The following is an 18,301-nucleotide window of genomic DNA, read 5'->3' on the forward strand; positions in this document are numbered from 1 at the left end:
CTAGGGGGGCTTCGTGACAGTTTTATTCGGTTCGTGACCGTTATGTTGCAAATCCATCGCTTAGTGCGACGAACCGATGGGCTTTGCGAAAAAAAGCCCGATCGGCCCTCAGATTGCACAAATATGACAACGTTACAGTTTTATTGCAGCGATCGTAACAAGGCGGCATAAACACTCCCACAAGATGAATAGGGAGAGCTGTCATGGCGATCATCACAAGCGTTGCATTGGCCCTGTTGGCGCAGGGACCGGTCGAAGCGGTTCCGGGCCCCCAGGCTGGCTATGATGTCGGCTACGAGGAACTGGTCGCGAACGACAATCGCGCCGCCCGTCAGGCCATTGAAAACTGCGATGAACTGGCCGCGGCCGACCCGGCCCGCCTGATTAATCACGGGATCGCGCTCGCGCGCATGGGCGACTATGATGCGGCGCGGACCGAATTCGAAGCCGCTGCAGGCGCGCGCGACAGCGTCGAGCTGGAAACCGCTGCGGGTGACTGGGTGGATTCGCGCCGCCTTGCCCGCAAGGCGCTGGCCATGCTCGATAAGGGTGAATTTGCCCGCTATTACGCCTTGTCGCTCCGGTAGATCTACGCGAGATCGCGGCACTATTGGGCTCGTCTCCTTACCGGGAGGCGGGCCTTTTCCTGTTGGGGCGTAATACTTTCCCGCGATATTCGGCTTTTTGTCACCCGCCTGTCATGTAGTATGCCCAATGGGGCCGCACGGAGGGTGCAATGATTCTGGCACGCTTGGCGCTGGTGATGGGATTGTCCTGCGCCGCGCTTACCGCTTTCGCAGCGAAAGCGGATGTTATGGAGATCGATACGGACGGCGCGCGCTGGATCACCGGCGGGGGCGCCGCGCTGGTCGCTGCCCCGGCCGAACCGGGGGTTGCCGCGCCGCTGGCCGAAGTGCCGGCCGATATCTTCGTGCCCGACATCGCCATTGCCGATCCGGGCGAGCATGCGCGCCTCGTTCCCGCCGATTACCAGGCCAAGGTGGCCGAGCTCGCCGCGCGGTTCGATCTCAGCCCGACGCTGATCGAGGCGCTGGTGTGGCAGGAAAGCCGCTGGCGCGCGAACGCGGTCTCGCCGGTGGGGGCGCGCGGGCTGGCGCAGCTGATGCCCGGCACCGCCCGCGACCTCGGTGTCGATCCCGACGATCCCTTCGCCAATCTCGAGGGCGGCGCGCGCTATCTGCGCGAACAGCTCGACCGCTTCGACGGCGATCTCGAAAAAGCGCTCGCCGCCTACAATGCCGGGCCCGGCCGCGTGATCCGCGCGGGCGGCATCCCGCGCATCCGCGAAACGCAACATTACGTGGCGGCCATCATGGGCCGCCTTTCGGACCATTCACGGGAGTAATCAATTGAGTCGCAAGTTTACCCTGCCGGCAGTTCTGGCCGCCCTGATGACCCCCAGCGCGGCTTTCGCGCAGGCTGCCGATCCGGCCGGTTCGGGGCCGATCGTCGCTGCGCTCGGCTGGCTGCAGGGCACGCTGCTGGGCAATGTCGCCACCGCGGTCGCGGTGATGGCGGTGGCCGCGGTCGGCTTCATGATGCTGACCGGCCGTCTCAACTGGCGCTTCGGCGCGACCGTGATCATCGGCGTGTTCATCCTGTTCGGCGCGGCCTCGATCGTCGCCGGGATCCAGGGCGTGGCCGGCTGACATGACCGCGCTGGTTCGCCATCCCGTCCACCGTGCGCTGACGCGCCCGCAGATGTTCGCGGGGGTGACATATAACTACTTCATCATCAACGGGATGGTGACCACCGAAGCGTTCCTGATCACCGGGAGCTGGCTGGCGCTGCTGGTCTTCGCGGTGATGCACGGGATCGGCTATTTCGCCTGCCTGCGCGAGCCGCGCATCTTCGACCTGTGGATCACCCGGGTGTCGAAGTGCCCGCGGGTCAAGAATTACAAGCGCTGGGGCTGCAACTCCTATGCAGCCTGAGCGGAAAGGTATCGCATGACGACGAAGTGGAAAGGGGCTGCCGCCTGGAGCGCGAAAGAAGCGCGCGCGGGCGATCGCCTGCCCTATTTGCGCATGCTCGACGAGAGCACGCTGCTGCTGCGTGACGGATCGGTGATGACCGCGATCCAGGTCCCCGGACTGCTGTTCGAGACCGAGGACAGCGAAGCGCTGAATGCGCATGCCGCCACGCGCGAGATCGTGCTGCGTTCCACGCTCGATGCGCGCTTCGTGCTGTATCACCACGTCATCCGGCGGCGCGTGTCGGTCGATCTGGAAGCCGAATTTCCCGACCCGATCAGCCGCCATATCGATGCGCGCTGGCGCGAACGGCTCGGCTCGGGCCAATTGTTCGTCAACGATCAGTTTATCACGCTGATCCGGCGTCCGGCGCGCGGCAAGGCGGGACTGGCCGAGCGTGTCGCCAAGACATTCCGCCGTCAGGGCGGCGAACGGCTCGAACCCGATCCCAAGGATCTGCGCAGCCTGCGCGCCGCCTCGCAAGGGCTGGTCGCGGCGCTGACCGCCTATGGCGCAACCCCGCTGGGCGATTATGTCGGTCCGCAGGGCAACACCAATTCGGAAATGCTCGAACTGCTGAGCGCGCTCTACAATGGCGAGATGCGCCCGGTGCGCAAACCCGCCGACGATGTCGATATCGGCCACATGCTGCCCTATCGCCGCGTCAGCTTCGGGCTCGACGCGATCGAGATGCGCGGCTCGCGCTCGCCCGATTTCGGCGCCGTGCTCGGTCTCAAGGACTATCCCGAGGCGACCTCGCCCGGCCTGCTCGACAGCCTGCTGCGGCTGCCCTTCGAAATGGTCGTGAGCGAAAGCTACGCCCCGACCGAGCGGCAGACCGCGCGCGAGCGGATGGATCTGGCGATCCGCCGTCTCAAGAGCGCCGACGAGGAAGCCGCCGCCGAACGCGCCGACATGCTTTCCGCGCGCGATGCGCTGGGCAATGGGGCGGTCGGCTTTGGCGATCACCACCTGACCGTGATGGTCAAGGAACGCCAGCTTGGCCAGCTCGACGATGCCATGGCCGCCTGCGCCGCAGCCCTCGCCGACACCGGCGCGATCGCGGTGCGCGAGGATACCAATCTCGAACCCGCCTTCTGGGGACAGTTCCCGGGCAATGAGGGCTACCTCGTCCGCCGCGCGCTGATCTCGAGCGCGAACATGGCGAGCTTCGGGAGCTTGCACGGCTTCGCACTGGGGCAGGCGCAGGGCAATCACTGGGGCGAGGCGGTGACGCTGCTCGAAACCACCAGCGCGACGCCGTTCTTCTTCAATTTCCACCACGGCGACCTCGGCAATTTCTCGGTCATCGGGCCAAGCGGCTCGGGCAAGACCGTGGTGATGAACTTTCTCGCCGCGCAGGCGCAGAAATTCAGCCCGCGCACGATCCTGTTCGACAAGGATCGCGGCGCCGAACTGTTCGTGCGCGGTATCGGCGGGCGCTACGACAGCATCCGTTCGGGCGAACCGACCGGGTTCAATCCGCTGTCGCTGCCCGATACGCCCGGCAACAAGGCCTTCCTGCGCGACTGGCTGGGCGCGCTGCTCAAGGCCGAAGGCCCCGAGGAGGAACAGGCTATCGCGGGTGCGGTCGATGCGGCCTATGCCAACGATGCTTCGCTGCGCCGCCTGCGGCACTTCAAGGAATTGCTGTCGGGTACGCGGCGCCCGCAACCAGGCGATCTGGCCGATCGGCTCGGCGCATGGATCGGCGAGGGCGAACATGCCTGGCTGTTCGACAATGCCGACGACCGGCTCGATCTGACCGCGCGTGTGCTCGGCTTCGACATGACCGCGCTGCTCGAGAACCCGCGGCTGCGCACGCCGACGATGATGTATCTCTTCCACCGCATCGAGGAACGGCTCGACGGCAAGCCGACGATGATCCTGATCGACGAGGGCTGGAAGGCGCTCGACGACGAGATCTTCGCCGCGCGCATCCGCGACTGGCTCAAGACGTTGCGCAAGCGCAACGCGCTGGTCGGATTCGCCACGCAAAGCGCGCGCGATGCGCTCGAAAGCCGCATTTCGACCGCATTGGTCGAGCAAACCGCGACCATGGTGTTCATGCCCAACAGCCGCGCGCGGCCCGAGGATTATTGCGACGGCTTCGGCCTGACCGAACACGAGCTCGCGCTGATCCGCACGCTGCCCGCGCACAGCCGCTGCTTCCTCGTGCGCCAGCCCGATGCGAGCGTCGTCGTGCGCCTCGACCTGTCGGGCGCACCCGAAGTGCTGACGCTGCTCTCGGGCCGCGAAAGCTCGGTCCGCCGGCTCGACCTGCTGCGCGAGGCGCTGGGCGATGCGCCGAGCGAGTGGTTCCCCGCGCTTACCGGGACCAAATGGCCGGGCGGGGCGAATGACGAAGAGGGGGCCGGGGTCGAAGCCCTCGGCCTCGCCGCCGAATGAGCGCGACCTGCGACCGCGTCGCCGCCGATGTCGGCAATGGCGTCGCCGCCGCGCTGCGCGGGGTCGACTGTATCGCGGGCGAGGCCAGCGCGGCCGCATTCGGGCGGCTGTTCGCACCGGGCGGTTCGCTCGGCACGGTGCTGACCCTCGTCCTGACGCTGTTCATCGCGCTGTTCGCCTTCGCGCTGCTGACCGGGCGGACCAATATCGGCGTGCGCAGCCTCGTCCCGCGGATGATGACGCTGGGCCTCGTGCTGACCTTCGCCACCAGCTGGATCGCTTACCAGAGCGTGGTCTGGAACCTCGCCGTCGCTACCCCCGATTACCTTGCGGGCGTGCTTACGGGGGCGCAGGGTTCGGCGACCGATACTTTCGCGCAGAAGATCGATGTGGTCTTCCTCGCCATCCAGGAAGCCAGCGCCGGGGCGGAGGACATTTCCACCTTCTCGCCCGAAGGCATGATGTGGTTCGGCGCGCTCCTGTTCATGCTCGGCACCGTCGGCCTGCTGGTCACCACCAAGATCGCGCTCGGCGTGCTGATCGCGCTTGGTCCGCTGTTCGTCGTGCTGGCGCTATTCGACGGCACGCGGGGCCTGTTCACCGGCTGGGTCAAGGGATTGACCCTGTGCGCGCTGGCGCCGCTGTTCGCGGTGCTCGGCGGCAGCGTGATGCTCGAACTCGCAGTGCCGATCCTCGGCGCGCTGACCGCTGCCCCGGGCCAGATCGACCCGCAGGCGGCCATGGCCTTCTTCATGATCGGCGCGGTGCATGTCGCGCTGATGGTGCTCGTGCTCAAGGTGGCGGGAGCCATGGTGGCCGGATGGTCGGTGTTCGGGCTGGTGCCCGACCGGGAGGAGAAGTCCTCTTCCGCGCCGGCCCCCCAGCATGCGGTCGCCGCCCCCGCGCTGGCGCAGGCACAGGCGGCCAACCAGGCCAGTTCGCAGGCGCGCCGGATCGACGTCTCGGCAGTCCCGACCGCCTATGCCGCTAACGATGGCGGCGGCGCGGGCGGCAGCGGCGGATCGCGCACCGTCAAAGTGTATGCCACCTCGTCCGCTTCCACCCCGCAATCACCCGACAGCAAGGCCCGCGTCCGCGGTTCCGGCATCGGCAGCCGGTTCAAGTCCGCGGCGCCCAAGGCGTTCGACCGTTCCATGGAGAAACACGCATGACCCGCGCGCTCATTCCCGCGCTCGCTCTCGCCCTGCTGGCCGTACCGGCTAGCGCGCAGGATTCGCGCCTCGTCGAGGTGCTGTATGACGAGACCAAGGTGGTCCGGATCGACGGCCGCGTTGCAGTGCAGGCGAGCATCATGTTCGGCGATGACGAGGTGATCGAGAACGTCGCCATCGGCGACAGCGCGACCTGGCAGGTCACGCCCAACAAGCGCGCCAACATCCTGTTCGTCAAACCGCTCGAGCCGCGCGCCGCGACCAATCTGACGGTCGTCACCAGCAAGCGCACCTATCTGTTCGACCTCGTCGCCAGCCCGGGTGCCAAGCCGCTCTACCTGATGCGCTTCGCCTATCCCGACGAACCTGCGGAAGAGCCGGTACAGATGGCGCCCAATGCGGTGGAGCGGCAGGCCGCGCGCGATCCCTATGCGGTCGTCGATCCGGCAGACCTCAACTTCGCGTGGAATGCCTCGGGCGATCCCGAGCTGCTGCCCGAAAACACATATGACGATGGCACCGCGACCTTCCTCACCTGGCCCAGCGGCAAGGACGTGCCCGCGATCCTCGTGACCAATAGCCAGGGCATCGAGGGCCCGGTCAATTTCACCGTGCGCGGGGATACGATCGTCGTCGACGGCGTGCCGCGCACGATTGTCCTGCGGTCGGGTGAGGATAGCGCCCAATTGATCAACACCGGGCCCGAACGGCCCGCTGCCAGTGCGAGCGGCAGTCCCGCTCTCGCCTCGAAGGGGAGGTAACCGATGCGTCTTGCCATGCGACTGCCCGAGAAGAAGCCGGGCGACAACGGGATCGCCAACGATTTCGACCCGCGCGACGGCGCGGATGCGGAAGTCATCGACCTCGCCCAGCGCAATGCCTTTCCAGCCGTGGCGCGCCCTGCGGGAAAGTCCGACGCGCTCGGCCTCGTCGCGGGGATTGCGATTGTCGCGGGTCTTGGCCTGGTCACCTTGTGGAGCATGAACTCCGCCCGCGTCGCCCCTCCCGAAGGCATCGGCGGCCAGCAGGCTCCGGTCGAAGCCGCCCCGGTGGTGCCCCCCGCAGCGGTAACGCCGCCTCCGGCGCAACTCGCAGCGCAGGCGCCGCGGCCCGATCCCGCACCGCAGCCGGTTCTCGCAGCGCAGCCGCAGCCCGGGCTTGCCGCCAACCCCTATGCCAATCCGACCGTCGTCTACGATGCCGGTAGCGCGCCCGCGACACTGGCGCTGGGCGAAGCGAGCGCCGCTGGCGAGGCCGCGGGCTCGACGGGCAATGCCGCGAGCGATTTCGCCAGCCGCATTGGCGGTGTCGGCGGCTCGCCCGCGCAGGCCAAGGCAATGGTCAATCCCGCGACCACGGTCACCCAGGGCACGCTGATCCCCGCGATCCTCGAAACCGCGATCGACACCAATGTGCCGGGCTATGTCCGCGCGGTGGTGAGCCAGGACGTGCGCAGCTTCGATGGCACCAAGGTACTGGTCCCGCGGTCCTCGCGGCTGATCGGCCAGTACCAGTCGGGCCTGCAGAACGGCCAGAAACGCGCCTATGTCATCTGGACACGGCTGATCCGGCCCGATGGCGCCTCGGTCAATCTCGCATCGCCCGCGATCGGGTTTGACGGCACCACCGGGCTTGCGGGCAAGGTCTCGGGCGACGGTTTCTTCAAGCGTTTCGGTTCGGCCATGCTGCTGTCGGTCGTCGGCGGCGTCGGCTCGCTCGCCACGGGCGGTGCGGCCGGCGTGCTGATCGGCGGGGCCAGTTCCTCGGCTGCGGCCACTGCGGCGCAGCAGGATGGCCAGCGCGGCCCGACGGTACGAGTGCGGCAGGGTGAACCGATCCGCATCTTCACCGCGCGCGATCTGGACTTCACCTCGGTCAGCTGAGCCCATCCTGTCGTGAGCGCCGATATCCACCCCTTCAACCCGGACGACAATCCGGAAGCCCACGCGCCGGGCGTGGACCTGCATGGCGAACGCAGCGTCTATCTCGATGCCTATCTCGCGCCGTTCCGCGAATGGCTCGAGCGCGACACGGTGACCGAAATCCTCGTCAACCAGCCGGGCGAGGTGTGGGTCGAGGATGCGGCGGCTGGCGGGATGCAGAAGATCATCCGGCCCGACATCGACGACCGGCTGATCCAGCGCTTGGCCGAGCAGGTCGCGCGGGTCAGCCACCAGGGGATCAACCGCGAGCATCCGCTGCTTGGCGCGACGCTGCCCGGCGGCGCGCGCGTGCAGTTCTGCGGCCCGCCCGCGGCGCGCAAGCACTGGGCCATGGCGATCCGCCGCCACCGCCGTCTCGACCTGCCGCTCGACGCCTATGACACCGGCCCGCTGGCCCCGGCGGAGCAGGGCGCCATGCCAGATGCGCAGGCAGAGCCGGTCGCCTTCCTGCGCGAGGCAATCCGCCAGCGCCGCACGATCCTCGTGTCGGGCGGCACCAGCACCGGCAAGACCACGTTCCTCAACGCCATGCTCGGCGAAATCCCGCGGCACGAACGCGTCGTGCTCGTCGAGGACACGCCCGAGCTCAGGCTGCCCGGCGAAAACGGCGTCGGGCTGGTCGCGGTGAAGGGCGAACTGGGCGAGGCCAAGGTGACTGCCAACGAATTGCTGCAGGCCGCGCTGCGGCTGAGACCCGACCGGATCGTGCTGGGCGAATTGCGCGGGGCGGAAAGCGTCAGCTTCCTGCGCGCGATCAACACCGGCCACCCGGGTAGTTTCTCGACCATCCATGCCAATTCGCTGCGCGGGGCGCTCGAACAGCTTTCGCTGATGGTGATGCAGACGGGAATCGGTCTCACCCGGACCGACACCATCGCCTATGCCGCCAGCGTGATCGACGTGCTCGTTCAGCTTGGACGCGACGGATCGGGCAAGCGCGGGATCGTGCAGATCGCCGAAAGCCGCACGCTGGTCTGAGTGCGGTAAATCCGTACCCGCGAAAAAAACGTGACCATGCCGTAGCGTCAGCTGCGCATCGGAATGCGCTTTCCGCATAACACTTGCCAAAATTCGCCCCTGTTTTGCGCAATAATAATGCGCCGGCGCTTGCGTGCATACGAATGTGTGATAGCAATGGCACCGTAGGCCGCAAAGACGGCCACATTGAGAGGAGAGGGTTAATGAGGGTACGGGCTTCCCTGCTCGCGGGTATTTGCGCGAGCGCTATTTCGTTTCCGGCGTTCGCGCAGGATGCAACCGGCGATGATCTCGAAGATCCGCGGTTCAGCACCAATGTCATCATCGTTACCGCGCAGCGCCAGAACCAGTCGCTGCAGGAAGTGCCGATCGCGGTCAGCGCCTTCGATGCTGCGGCGCTCGAGGCACAGCAGATCGAGAACGCCAGCGATCTCCAGCTGACGCTACCCAATGTCTCCTTCACCAAGAGCAATTTCACCGCTTCGAGCTTCACCATCCGCGGGATCGGCGATCTGTGCGTCGGTGTGTCGTGTGACAGTGCAACCGCGGTGCATCTCAATTCGGCGCCGCTTTTCGCTACCCGCCTGTTCGAAACCGAATATTTCGATCTCGAACGGGTCGAGGTGCTGCGCGGGCCGCAAGGCACGCTGTTCGGCCGCAATGCGACATCGGGTGTGGTCAATGTCGTGACCGCCAAGCCCGAACTCGGCAGCTTTGGCGGCGCCGGCGAGTTCGAATACGGCAATTACAACAGTATCAAGGTCAAGGGCATGCTCAACGTGCCGCTGGGCGATACGATTGCCTTCCGCGCAGCGGGCTTCTACCTCAACCGCGACGGCTTCACCCGCAACACCTTCGACAACAGCCGGATCGATGACCGCGACATGTATGCGATCCGCGGCTCGCTGCGCTGGGAACCCGGCGCCGATACCACCATCGACCTGATGGGCTATTATTTCCGCGAAGACGACAATCGCATGCGGATCCAGAAGCAGCTGTGCCAGCGCGATCCCACGGGCGTGCTCGGCTGTCTCAACAACCGCCGCGATTTTGCCAAGACCAATGCCAATTCGACCTTCACCGGCACGCTGGGATCGTCCGAATTCCTGACCATCAACGGCATTCCGGGCACACTTGGCCTCAACAGCCTCTATGGCCCCGACGCCTATGCCAATTTCGTCGAGGCGCCCGATGTGCGCGTGGTCAACACCGAATTCACGCCCGAATACTTCACCGACGAATTGCAGCTGCAGGCGCATTTCGAGCATAATTTCGGCCCGATCCGCCTTGGCATGACCGGGACCTATCAGGAAACAGCGGTTGATTCCCGGCAGGATTACAACAACGGCGTGGGCGAGGTGCCCAACGCCGCCGTCGCCTTCCCGACGCTCCAGGCACTTGCCGGCGGGGCATTAGGACCGGGCACCGGGGGCTATTTCCAGCCGATCGTCGATGCGATCTTCGACGGCTCGGGCAATCTGTGCACGTCGGACACGCGGCTCGACAATCTCGGCGCCTTCGATGGCCAGCGTATTTGTACCCCGAGCGGCCCGCAGCTCGACCGGTCGAATTCGGAAAACACCTCCTGGTCGGCGGAAATGATCATTTCCTCCGACTTCGAAGGACCGTTCAACTTTCTGCTGGGCGGCATCTATGCCGAAGCCGATCTGGCGGAGAACAGCTATTACGTGAACAGCTTTGCCATCGACTATGTCGCCGGCATTCTCGGCTCGTTCAATTCGCTGAGCGCGGGACTGCCGCCAAGCTATCTCGGCACATCCTTCTTCCGCAACAATTCGAGCGACTTCTCGCTCGAAAGCTTCGGCATCTTCGGTGAAGCGTATATCGATGTGACCGACCGGCTGCAGGTCACCGCGGGCCTGCGCTACAATGACGACAGCAAGACGGTTCAGGCACGTTCGACTTTGGCGAACTTCCTCGTTCCCTATGGTTCGGGCGATCCCTTCGCCACGCCGTTCGGGGCGCAGTTCGATGCCGATCCGGGCACGGTCTGTTCCGCGGCGTCACCGGTTGGCGCGATCGGTTCGGTTGCCGGATGCGAAGCCTTCCAGGAACGCTCGGTCAGCTTCAACGAGATCACCGGCCGCTTCGTGATCGACTATGAACTGTCAGCCGATAGCCATCTCTATGCGTCCTATTCGCGCGGCTACAAATCGGGCGGTATCAACCCGCCGCTGCAGCCGATTTTCCAGGTCCCCGACAACTTCGGTTCGGAACAGATCGACGCGTTCGAACTGGGGTCGAAGAACACCTTCCTTGATGGCGCGGCACAGGTGAACCTCACCGGTTTCTACTACAAATACAAGGACCTGCAGCTTTCGAGCATCGTTGCGCGGACCTCGGTCAACCAAACCATCGACGCCAATATCTGGGGCCTCGAACTCGAAACCATCCTGCGGCCGAGCTACAACTGGCTGATCAATATGAATGTCAGCTACCTCAACGCGAAGGTGGCGGGCGACCAGTTCTTCAGCAACCCGCGCGATCCGGGCGGCGGCGACCCCACTGCGGTGATCGTCAAGGACATCACCAATGGCGCGCTGTGCGCGGTAACCGGTGCCGGTGCCAACACCTTCGTCGGCCTCGTCAATAGCGGGCTCGGCCTGCAGGCACCGGGCCCGTTCCCTGCCGATGGCGGGATCGCTTCGAACGGTGCTTTCAGCATCTGTAGCGTGCTCGATGCGCAAACCGCCAATCCGGCGTTCGCCGCACTCGGTGCGCTCGACGTCCTTAGCCCCGGGGTCGAAGTCAACCTGCGTGGCAACAAGCTGCCGCAGGCGCCCGAGTACAAGGCCTCGGTCGGGGTGCAGTACACCGCCGATTTCGACAATGGCATGACGCTCGTTCCGCGCTTCGACCTGGCCTATACCGGCGAACAGTTCGGCAATGTCTTCAATGGCAACGTCAACCGGATCGAACCCTTCGTTCAGGCGAATGCGCAGATCCAGCTCAACGGCGCCGACAACGGATGGTTCGTCCGCGGTTTCGTCCAGAACATCTTCGACAGCGATTCGGTGACCGGTCTCTACGTCACCGATGCCAGCTCGGGCCTGTTCAGCAATATCTTCACGCTCGACCCGCGCCGCTACGGCATCGCGGTGGGCGCGAAGTTCTAGAACCGACAAGCTCCATGGGGGAGGGAGGGGCGGCCTGCGGGTCGCCCCTTTTCACATGGCTCAGCGCCCGGCGGAGGCGAAGGGCGAGAAATCGGTTTCGGTATCGAACACCTCGACCTGCTCGGCGCGCTTGAGCACCCCGACCGCGGCATAGGTCACCGGCGTCAGCAAGGCTTCCCACAGCGTCTTGATCGCCCATTGCGACAGCACGACCTGCCACAAGAGCTCGACCGGCCAACCGGCCAGGCCCCAGAAGGCCAGCGGGTAGAAGATCAGGCTGTCGAGCCCCTGGCCGACCACGGTCGACCCGATCGTGCGCATCCACAGATGCCGCCCCTTGCTCCACACCTTCATCTTGGCGAGGACATAGCTGTTGGCGAATTCGCCGACCCAGAAGGCGACCATCGATGCCAGCACGATGCGCCACGAATTGCCGAACACAAATTCATAGGATTCCTGTCCGGGCCAGCCCGCCGCGGGTGGCAATTGCACTACCACCCACGCCATGAAGGCCATGAACAACAGCGCGGCAAAGCCGGTCCAGATCACCCGCCGCGCGCGGGCGTAGCCATAGACCTCGGTCAGGATGTCGCCGATGATGTAGCTGACGGGAAAGAACAGGACGCCTGCGCCAAACGACCATTCGCCGATCAGCGGCAGCGTGACATAGCTCGGCTTGGACGCGCCGATCAGGTTCGACAGCAGCAGGATGGTGACGAAGGCCGCCATCACCAAGTCGTAATAGCGGAACTGCGGTGCGGGCGGGCTCGGCGGGGCGTTTTCCATCACAAACACGGATAGTGCCGATTGGCCAGCCGCGAAAGGCGCGTTATGGCACCCCCCGAGCGCGCCCGTAGTTCAACTGGATAGAGCACGAGCCTTCTAAGCTTGGAGTTGCAGGTTCGAGTCCTGCCGGGCGCGCCAACTACCCTTGCGACAGCAATGCGCCCTAATCCCGGTCGTCCAGGGTCACCTTTGGCTATCCTATTGGCTGTCGTTCGCGCGGCCAATCCGATAGGGTCCGGATCGCGCCGGGAGCAATCTACCTTTCCAGCTCAGTCTGATGATTTTCCGGTCGAACAATTGATCGACCGCTTCATGGACAAGCGGCATGGCCAAACGCCAGTCTGCCGCATCGTCGCAAGCGATCTTACGCGCCACTTCGCTAGGACATATCGTTGTATCCGGCGCGCGTTCGGCAAGCAGGGTCAGTACTGCGGTGTTGGCGACGCCGACCGTCACTTGCGTTTCCGGCCGGAGGTCATGAGATCGGGCTTCGGCGGCGGCTTCCAGTCTGGCGGAGGAATCGGCCGCTGCCGGCTCGATCCCAGCCCCATGGCGCCAGGCTTCTGGCGGACCAGTCCCGACGTGTCGGCCTCGGCGGCCTCGGCAGCATCCGATCCGCCGCGTAAAAGATTGATGCGGTCACGAATTCGCCGCGCCTCCTCGAAATCGAGCGCGTGGGCCGCCGCCTCCATATCGCGTTGAAGATCCTCGATGGTCTTGGTCATTGCCCTTCAACGCACGAATGGGGCTTCTGGTACCATGACGCCCCGGTTCCGGTAATTGAGATGTCGCAGATGACCGCCTTGGCGGGACATCGATGGCATTCACGCGGGACCGAGGGGATCACCCGAACCGGAAGGGTGAATTCTGGAGCGGTCATTGCCCTGCGCAATGCGCCATTTCACGGCTGGAGCGTTCGTTCGCTCGTCGAACCCCCTGCAAACGAAGAGGGAAGGGGCAAGCCCCACCCTCCCGCAATCAGAAGCGCATGCCCAGACCGACTACGATCAGTCCTGGCGTACGGGGTTCCGCGGGGGAATGTAGCCAAATCCGAGACTGACATCCTCGCCTCGGGCCACTCCCTATCCCCGGCTCGAGTGACCAAGACAGAGAGAGCGGAAGGATTGCGCGTCAGCCGCTGACGCTATCCCCGCGCGACCTTGTCCATCGGTTCGGCGGTGACGGGATAGCCGAACTCCTCGCCGATGTTCAGCCAGGACGTGCCGTCCTTTTCGCCGATGAAAGGAGTGATCGTGCGCACCGGGATGGCCTGGGCCTGCGCCGAGGCTTCGGCGAAGCTGCCGAACAGTGCGAGCCGTTCGAGATTGCGGCGGGTGGGGAAGATCACCTTGATTTCACCGCGTTCGGCGGCATCGAGCGCGCCCTGCGCGCTGGTCCAAAACAGATGCGTGTTTTCCGACAGATCGGCCTCGATCTCGACCGCGCCGGTACCGAGATCGGCAAGGTAGAAACGCGTGTCGAAGACGCGCGGGATGCGCTCGTTCTTGGGGAACCAGCGGGCAAAGGGGACCAGCTGGTCGAGATCGAGCTCCCAGCAGAAATGGTCGAGGACCGGCGCAAGTTCGCCGGTTTCCTGCAAGAAGTTGCGGGCCGCACGCGCTTTTGCCGCATCGATTTCGCCGGTCAGGCCGATCACCAGCCCGGTTTCCTCGAGCGTTTCGCGCACCACCGCAACCTGGTGCGCGGCCTCGTCGGGGTCGAGCGGGCCGCCCATGCTGGCGCCGAGATCGAAATCGGCCGGGTCGACCCGGCCGCCCGGAAACACCGCCATGCCGCCGGCGAACACCATCTCGCGCGAACGGATGGTCATCAAGATCTCCGGAGGGCCACCCTGCGGCGCATTGCGGAAGATGACGACGGTTGCGGCGGGGATACCATTGGCCCCGGTATCGGTGTGCTCGCTCATGTGCATGTTGTGGCGGGGGCCGCGCTGCTTGCCAAGCGCAAAGGTAAACGGTGGCTGTCGGGGAACTTTACACTAAGCGACGCGACTAAAAACGCGTTTACCATCTGGAGGCGCGGAAACCCGCGAACGGGCCCGTTTGGCACGGCGCATGCATATATTCACGTGTCCCGTTCAAGTCTTCACGGGGGTGCCAACCCAAGGTCTCCACACCCGGTACCCTCAGAACGAACGAAAGGCCCGCCCGGTAGTCCCACCGGGCGGGCCTTACCCGTTCTGGAGCCGGTAATTGCGCGGCGCGGTCCCTAAAGGACGCGCCCGGCGTGCCTCAGCCTTCGGCCTTGGCCACGGCTTTCGCATCCATCATCTGCTGCAATTCGCCGGCCTCGAACATCTCCATCATGATGTCGCTGCCGCCGACGAACTCGCCCTTGACGTAAAGCTGGGGAATGGTCGGCCAGTCGGAATAGGCCTTGATGCCCTGGCGCACTTCCATGTCCTGCAACACATCGACGCTGTCATAGGCGACACCGCAATGGTCGAGGATCGCCACCGCACGGCTCGAAAAGCCGCATTGCGGGAACAGCGGGGTGCCCTTCATGAACAGGACGACGTCTTTGCCGCCGACGATGTCGGCGATGCGCTGGTTGGTATCGGACATGGGTCCGTCCTTTGTATGAATTCGAGTTGCGGAGAATCAGGTGGGGGCTTGCGTGGTCAGTTGCAAGGCGTGCAGTTCGCCGCCCATGCGCCCGCCCAGCGCGTCGTACACCAGCTTGTGCTGCTTGACCCGCGTCAGCCCGGCGAACTGCGGCGCAGTCACCTTGGCGGCCCAATGATCGTTGTCGCCGGCGAGGTCGCGCATCTCGACCTGTGCGCCGGGCAGCGCTTCCTCGATCAGCGCGACGATGTCTGCAGCGGCCATCGGCATAGGTTCAGGCCCCGTCGGACATGAACTGGCGGCGGGCCTCGACGGCGCACTCTTCCAGCTTGGTGCGGATGTCGGCTTCGCTGACATCGCATTCGGCGGCGGTCAAATCGCCCAGCAGCTTGCGAATCACGTCTTCATCGCCGGCTTCCTCGAAATCGGCCTGCACCACAGCCTTCTTGTAGGCGTCGGTTTCTTCGTCGGTCAGACCCATCAGACCTGCCGCCCATTCACCGACCAGGCGGTTGCGGCGGGCGGCGATCTTGAAGGCGTTTTCCTCGTCGAAGGCGAACTTGGCTTCCTCGCCGCGTTCGCGATCCTTGAAATCGGTCATGATGGTCCTCTCGGGATGGAATGTCGGGGGCCGGAATAGGCGCGGCCCCCCCACCTCGCAAGGGCGGTTATTCCATCGTTACGACGAGCTTGCCGATCGCGCCGCGATTTTCGAGCTTGGCGATGGCCTCATGCGCACGTTCGATCGGATAGGTCTCGCTGACCAGCGGATTGATCTTGCCCGCTTTCCACAGGTCGAACAGTTCTTCGATATTGCGCTGGTTCCGCTCGGGCTCGCGCGCGGTGAAGGCGCCCCAGAACACGCCGCGGATGTCGCAGCTTTTCAGCAGGGTGAGGTTGAGCGGCATCTTGGCGATCCCGGCGGGGAAACCGATCACGAGGAAGCGGCCTTCCCAGGCGATAGCGCGCAGTGCGGGTTCGGAATAGTCGCCGCCGACGATGTCATAGACGATATCCGCGCCATTGGGGCCGACGGCCGTCTTGAATTCGCTCGCCAGTTGCTTGGAGGTATCCTTGTCGAACGGCGCGCGCGGATAGATGACCACTTCGTCGGCGCCGTGCTGCTTGGCGACTGCGCCCTTTTCCTCGGTCGAGACCGCGGCGACGACGCGGCAGCCGTAGGCCTTGGCCAGTTCGACCGCCGACAGGCCGACACCGCCCGCAGCGCCCAGCACGAGGACGGTTTCGCCCTCCTTGATGTCGCCGCGATCCTTCAGGCCGTGGATCGTGGTGCCATAGGTCATCAACAGCGCGCTGGCTTTCACCAGGTCGATCCCCTCGGGCACCTTGAACAGGCGTTCCGCCGCCACCGCGACCTTTTCCTGCAGCCCGCCATTGCCGACGCCGCACATCACGCGGTCGCCGACGGCGAAGCCCTCGACGCCTTCGCCCAGTGCCTCGATCGTACCCGAAATCTCGCCACCGGGCGCGAACGGGCGGGGCGGTTTGAACTGGTACATGTCGCGGATGATCAGCGTGTCGGGGAAATTGATCGCGCAGGCGGCAACCTTGACCAGCACCTCGCCCTTGCCGGCGGTGGGTTCGGCGATATCCTCGACGACGAGGGTTTCGGGTCCGCCGACTTCCTTCGAAAGGACTGCTTTCACGCTGCATCTCTCCTATGCGGTTTATCGAGCCAGGGCATGGCGCCCTCGCGCATTTGTTCGTGTCTGGTGATTTCGTCGGCGCTGCCGAGCGTCAGCCCGATCTCGTCGAGCCCTTCGAGCAGGCAGCGCTTGCGGAACGGGTCGATCTCGAAAGTGAACCGGTCCTGGAATTCGGTGGTGACGACCTGGTTTTCCAGATCGATGGTGATCGGATGGTCCTGCGCGACATCGAGCAGCCGGTCGACCTGGTCCTGCGGCAATTCGACCGCGAGGATGCCGTTCTTGAAGGCATTGCCCGCGAAAATGTCCGAGAAACTGGGGGCGATCACCGCATCGAGCCCCATATCGAGCATCGCCCATGCGGCATGTTCGCGGCTCGATCCGCAGCCGAAGTTATCGCCCGCGATCAGGATCGGCGCCTGTGCGAAATCCTCGACATCGAAGGGGTTGCCGGGGGCCGCGCGGATGGTCTCGAACGCGCCCTGGCCAAGCCCTTCGCGGCTGACCGTCTTGAGCCAGTGCGCAGGGATGATGACGTCGGTATCGACATTCTTGAGGCCGAGCGGGATGGCCCGACCTTCGATGGTGGAAACGGCTCTCATCAGTTTGCGCTGCCCGGAAAGGCGGGCAGGCGTTCGACATGCCGCGGGTCGTGCTGCACCACGACGGTGGCGTCGAGACTGTCGGCCATCTGGTTGAAACGATGGAACGAAGCCAGCGTATCGGCGCGGTCGGTGTTGAAGGTGGGGACACCCTCGTTCTCGATCTGCTCCTCGAAATGATAAAGATCGCCGGTCAGCATGTAAGTGCCCATCCGCGGCAGCTCCACCACCAGTGCCTTGTGACCCGGCGTATGCCCATGCGTCGCGATCATCCGGACCGTGCCGTCTCCGAACACGTCGTGATCGGCTGCGATCCGCGTGACCTTGCCGCTTGCGTCCTCGCCAAACCACGGGGCGAGCTGGGCGATCGTTTCCTCGCGCCCGTGCGCGATCACCGCATCCGCGTCGCCCGCACCGATCAGCAGTTCGGCATGGGGGAAGTCGGCTGCCTGGCCGATATGGTCATTGTGGTAATGGCTGATCCCGACCATCGCGATATCGGCGGGGGCGAGACCGAGGTCGCCGAGCTGTTCGACGATCGTACGCTCGACGCTCGAGGTGAACACGCCGCGCGTTTCGCTCGTGCCCTTGAGCGCACCGGAAAGGCCCGTATCCCACAAGAGGTAGCGGGTGCCGTTGCGGATCAGGTAGCAACTGTCAGTCAGTCGGCGGGGCTGGCCGTCGTAGAGATGCGTGTCGGAGAACGGCCCGGTGTCGCTCAATTCGAGCGTCCCGCAATCCAGCCGCCACATTTCGATATCCGCTGCTTCCTGCGCGGAAACCGCGACCGGCATGGCGAGCACCGCGGCAAGCGCGGCCAGCAATCCTGATTTCGGCGACATGTCTCTCTCCCCTGTGACGCGCGACCTCAATCGGTTTCGGGATTCTCTCCCGAAGGAATCGGACCGGGCTGTTGCGGCCCGCGCTTCCTCTCCTTGCGCTTGTTCGCATATAGCAGCGCGGCGGCGACGGCGGCGGAGCCGATAGCCCCGGCGATGGCGGCTTTTCCGGAAAGCTTCTTGGTCAT

General features: G+C 64.9%; 21 protein-coding genes and 1 tRNA gene. 11 read left to right on the forward strand and 11 right to left on the reverse strand.

Annotated elements, in window-relative coordinates; all coding sequences use genetic code 11:
• Positions 1-203: 203 nt before the first annotated feature.
• The 10 genes from V6B15_RS02565 (at position 204) to V6B15_RS02610 (ending at position 11,634) form a co-directional block, all read left to right on the forward strand.
• Positions 204-587: a hypothetical protein gene (locus tag V6B15_RS02565; protein WP_334199910.1), complete on the forward strand. Its 384-nt coding sequence runs from the start codon at positions 204-206 to the stop codon at positions 585-587.
• Positions 588-736: 149 nt separating this feature from the next.
• Positions 737-1,366: a lytic transglycosylase domain-containing protein gene (locus V6B15_RS02570; RefSeq protein WP_334199911.1), complete on the forward strand. Its 630-nt coding sequence runs from the start codon at positions 737-739 to the stop codon at positions 1,364-1,366.
• Positions 1,367-1,370: 4 nt separating this feature from the next.
• On the forward strand, positions 1,371-1,670 hold the full coding sequence (locus tag V6B15_RS02575) for a TrbC/VirB2 family protein (RefSeq protein WP_320181882.1): 300 nt from the start codon (positions 1,371-1,373) through the stop codon (positions 1,668-1,670).
• A gap of 1 nt (position 1,671) precedes the next feature.
• Positions 1,672-1,956: a type IV secretion system protein VirB3 gene (locus tag V6B15_RS02580; protein ID WP_067694164.1), complete on the forward strand. Its 285-nt coding sequence runs from the start codon at positions 1,672-1,674 to the stop codon at positions 1,954-1,956.
• Positions 1,957-1,971: 15 nt separating this feature from the next.
• Positions 1,972-4,404, forward strand: a complete 2,433-nt coding sequence (locus V6B15_RS02585; RefSeq protein ID WP_334199912.1) for a VirB4 family type IV secretion/conjugal transfer ATPase — start codon at positions 1,972-1,974, stop codon at positions 4,402-4,404.
• Positions 4,401-5,576, forward strand: coding sequence for a type IV secretion system protein (locus V6B15_RS02590; RefSeq protein ID WP_334199913.1), 1,176 nt, complete (start codon positions 4,401-4,403; stop codon positions 5,574-5,576). Before V6B15_RS02585 ends, V6B15_RS02590 begins: the two co-directional genes overlap by 4 nt.
• Positions 5,573-6,337, forward strand: coding sequence for a TrbG/VirB9 family P-type conjugative transfer protein (locus V6B15_RS02595; RefSeq protein WP_334199914.1), 765 nt, complete (start codon positions 5,573-5,575; stop codon positions 6,335-6,337). The genes V6B15_RS02590 and V6B15_RS02595 overlap by 4 nt, the downstream gene beginning before the upstream one ends.
• A 3-nt stretch (positions 6,338-6,340) precedes the next feature.
• Entirely contained in the window at positions 6,341-7,459 is a 1,119-nt protein-coding gene (locus tag V6B15_RS02600) for a TrbI/VirB10 family protein (RefSeq protein WP_334199915.1), read from the forward strand.
• A 12-nt stretch (positions 7,460-7,471) separates the two neighbouring features.
• Complete coding sequence (gene virB11 / locus V6B15_RS02605; protein WP_442968994.1) at positions 7,472-8,497, forward strand: P-type DNA transfer ATPase VirB11; 1,026 nt, start codon at positions 7,472-7,474, stop codon at positions 8,495-8,497.
• 203 nt (positions 8,498-8,700) lie between these two features.
• Positions 8,701-11,634, forward strand: coding sequence for a TonB-dependent receptor (locus V6B15_RS02610; protein ID WP_334199916.1), 2,934 nt, complete (start codon positions 8,701-8,703; stop codon positions 11,632-11,634).
• Positions 11,635-11,694: 60 nt separating this feature from the next.
• On the opposite strand, the gene V6B15_RS02615 is transcribed toward V6B15_RS02610, so the two are convergent.
• Positions 11,695-12,420, reverse strand: a complete 726-nt coding sequence (locus V6B15_RS02615; protein WP_334199917.1) for a queuosine precursor transporter — start codon at positions 12,418-12,420, stop codon at positions 11,695-11,697.
• Positions 12,421-12,481: 61 nt separating this feature from the next.
• On the opposite strand from V6B15_RS02615, the gene V6B15_RS02620 reads away from it, so the two are divergent.
• Positions 12,482-12,558: transfer RNA gene (locus tag V6B15_RS02620), tRNA-Arg, on the forward strand.
• Positions 12,559-12,618: 60 nt separating this feature from the next.
• Here V6B15_RS02620 and V6B15_RS02625 read toward each other — a convergent pair.
• The 10 genes from V6B15_RS02625 to V6B15_RS02670 all read right to left on the reverse strand — a co-directional run bounded on the left by V6B15_RS02625 (position 12,619) and on the right by V6B15_RS02670 (position 18,301).
• Positions 12,619-12,876 (reverse strand): DUF3253 domain-containing protein, encoded by a 258-nt coding sequence (locus tag V6B15_RS02625; protein ID WP_334199918.1) that lies wholly within the window; start codon positions 12,874-12,876, stop codon positions 12,619-12,621.
• On the reverse strand, positions 12,873-13,145 hold the full coding sequence (locus V6B15_RS02630) for a UvrB/UvrC motif-containing protein (RefSeq protein WP_334199919.1): 273 nt from the start codon (positions 13,143-13,145) through the stop codon (positions 12,873-12,875). Before V6B15_RS02630 ends, V6B15_RS02625 begins: the two co-directional genes overlap by 4 nt.
• A gap of 419 nt (positions 13,146-13,564) precedes the next feature.
• The gene (locus V6B15_RS02635; RefSeq protein WP_334199920.1) at positions 13,565-14,347 is read right to left on the reverse strand and encodes an NUDIX hydrolase; all 783 of its coding nucleotides are present in this window, start codon (positions 14,345-14,347) and stop codon (positions 13,565-13,567) included.
• A 325-nt stretch (positions 14,348-14,672) separates the two neighbouring features.
• Positions 14,673-15,005 (reverse strand): Grx4 family monothiol glutaredoxin, encoded by a 333-nt coding sequence (gene grxD / locus V6B15_RS02640; protein WP_253522721.1) that lies wholly within the window; start codon positions 15,003-15,005, stop codon positions 14,673-14,675.
• A gap of 36 nt (positions 15,006-15,041) precedes the next feature.
• A complete protein-coding gene (locus V6B15_RS02645) occupies positions 15,042-15,275 on the reverse strand; it encodes a BolA/IbaG family iron-sulfur metabolism protein (protein ID WP_253522724.1) in 234 nt (77 codons plus the stop codon).
• A 4-nt stretch (positions 15,276-15,279) separates the two neighbouring features.
• Complete coding sequence (locus tag V6B15_RS02650) at positions 15,280-15,606, reverse strand: DUF1476 domain-containing protein (RefSeq protein ID WP_253522727.1); 327 nt, start codon at positions 15,604-15,606, stop codon at positions 15,280-15,282.
• A 67-nt stretch (positions 15,607-15,673) separates the two neighbouring features.
• Entirely contained in the window at positions 15,674-16,672 is a 999-nt protein-coding gene (locus V6B15_RS02655; RefSeq protein ID WP_334199921.1) for an NADPH:quinone oxidoreductase family protein, read from the reverse strand.
• Positions 16,669-17,274: a 3-isopropylmalate dehydratase small subunit gene (leuD, locus tag V6B15_RS02660; protein WP_334199922.1), complete on the reverse strand. Its 606-nt coding sequence runs from the start codon at positions 17,272-17,274 to the stop codon at positions 16,669-16,671. The genes V6B15_RS02655 and leuD overlap by 4 nt, the downstream gene beginning before the upstream one ends.
• Positions 17,274-18,116: an N-acyl homoserine lactonase family protein gene (locus V6B15_RS02665; RefSeq protein ID WP_334199923.1), complete on the reverse strand. Its 843-nt coding sequence runs from the start codon at positions 18,114-18,116 to the stop codon at positions 17,274-17,276. Before V6B15_RS02665 ends, leuD begins: the two co-directional genes overlap by 1 nt.
• 26 nt (positions 18,117-18,142) lie before the next feature.
• Positions 18,143-18,301: an isopropylmalate isomerase gene (locus V6B15_RS02670; RefSeq protein ID WP_253522740.1), complete on the reverse strand. Its 159-nt coding sequence runs from the start codon at positions 18,299-18,301 to the stop codon at positions 18,143-18,145.

The sequence above is a fragment of the Qipengyuania sp. Mu-71 genome (assembly GCF_036867055.1).
GTDB classification, from domain to species: Bacteria; Pseudomonadota; Alphaproteobacteria; order Sphingomonadales; family Sphingomonadaceae; genus Qipengyuania; species Qipengyuania profunda.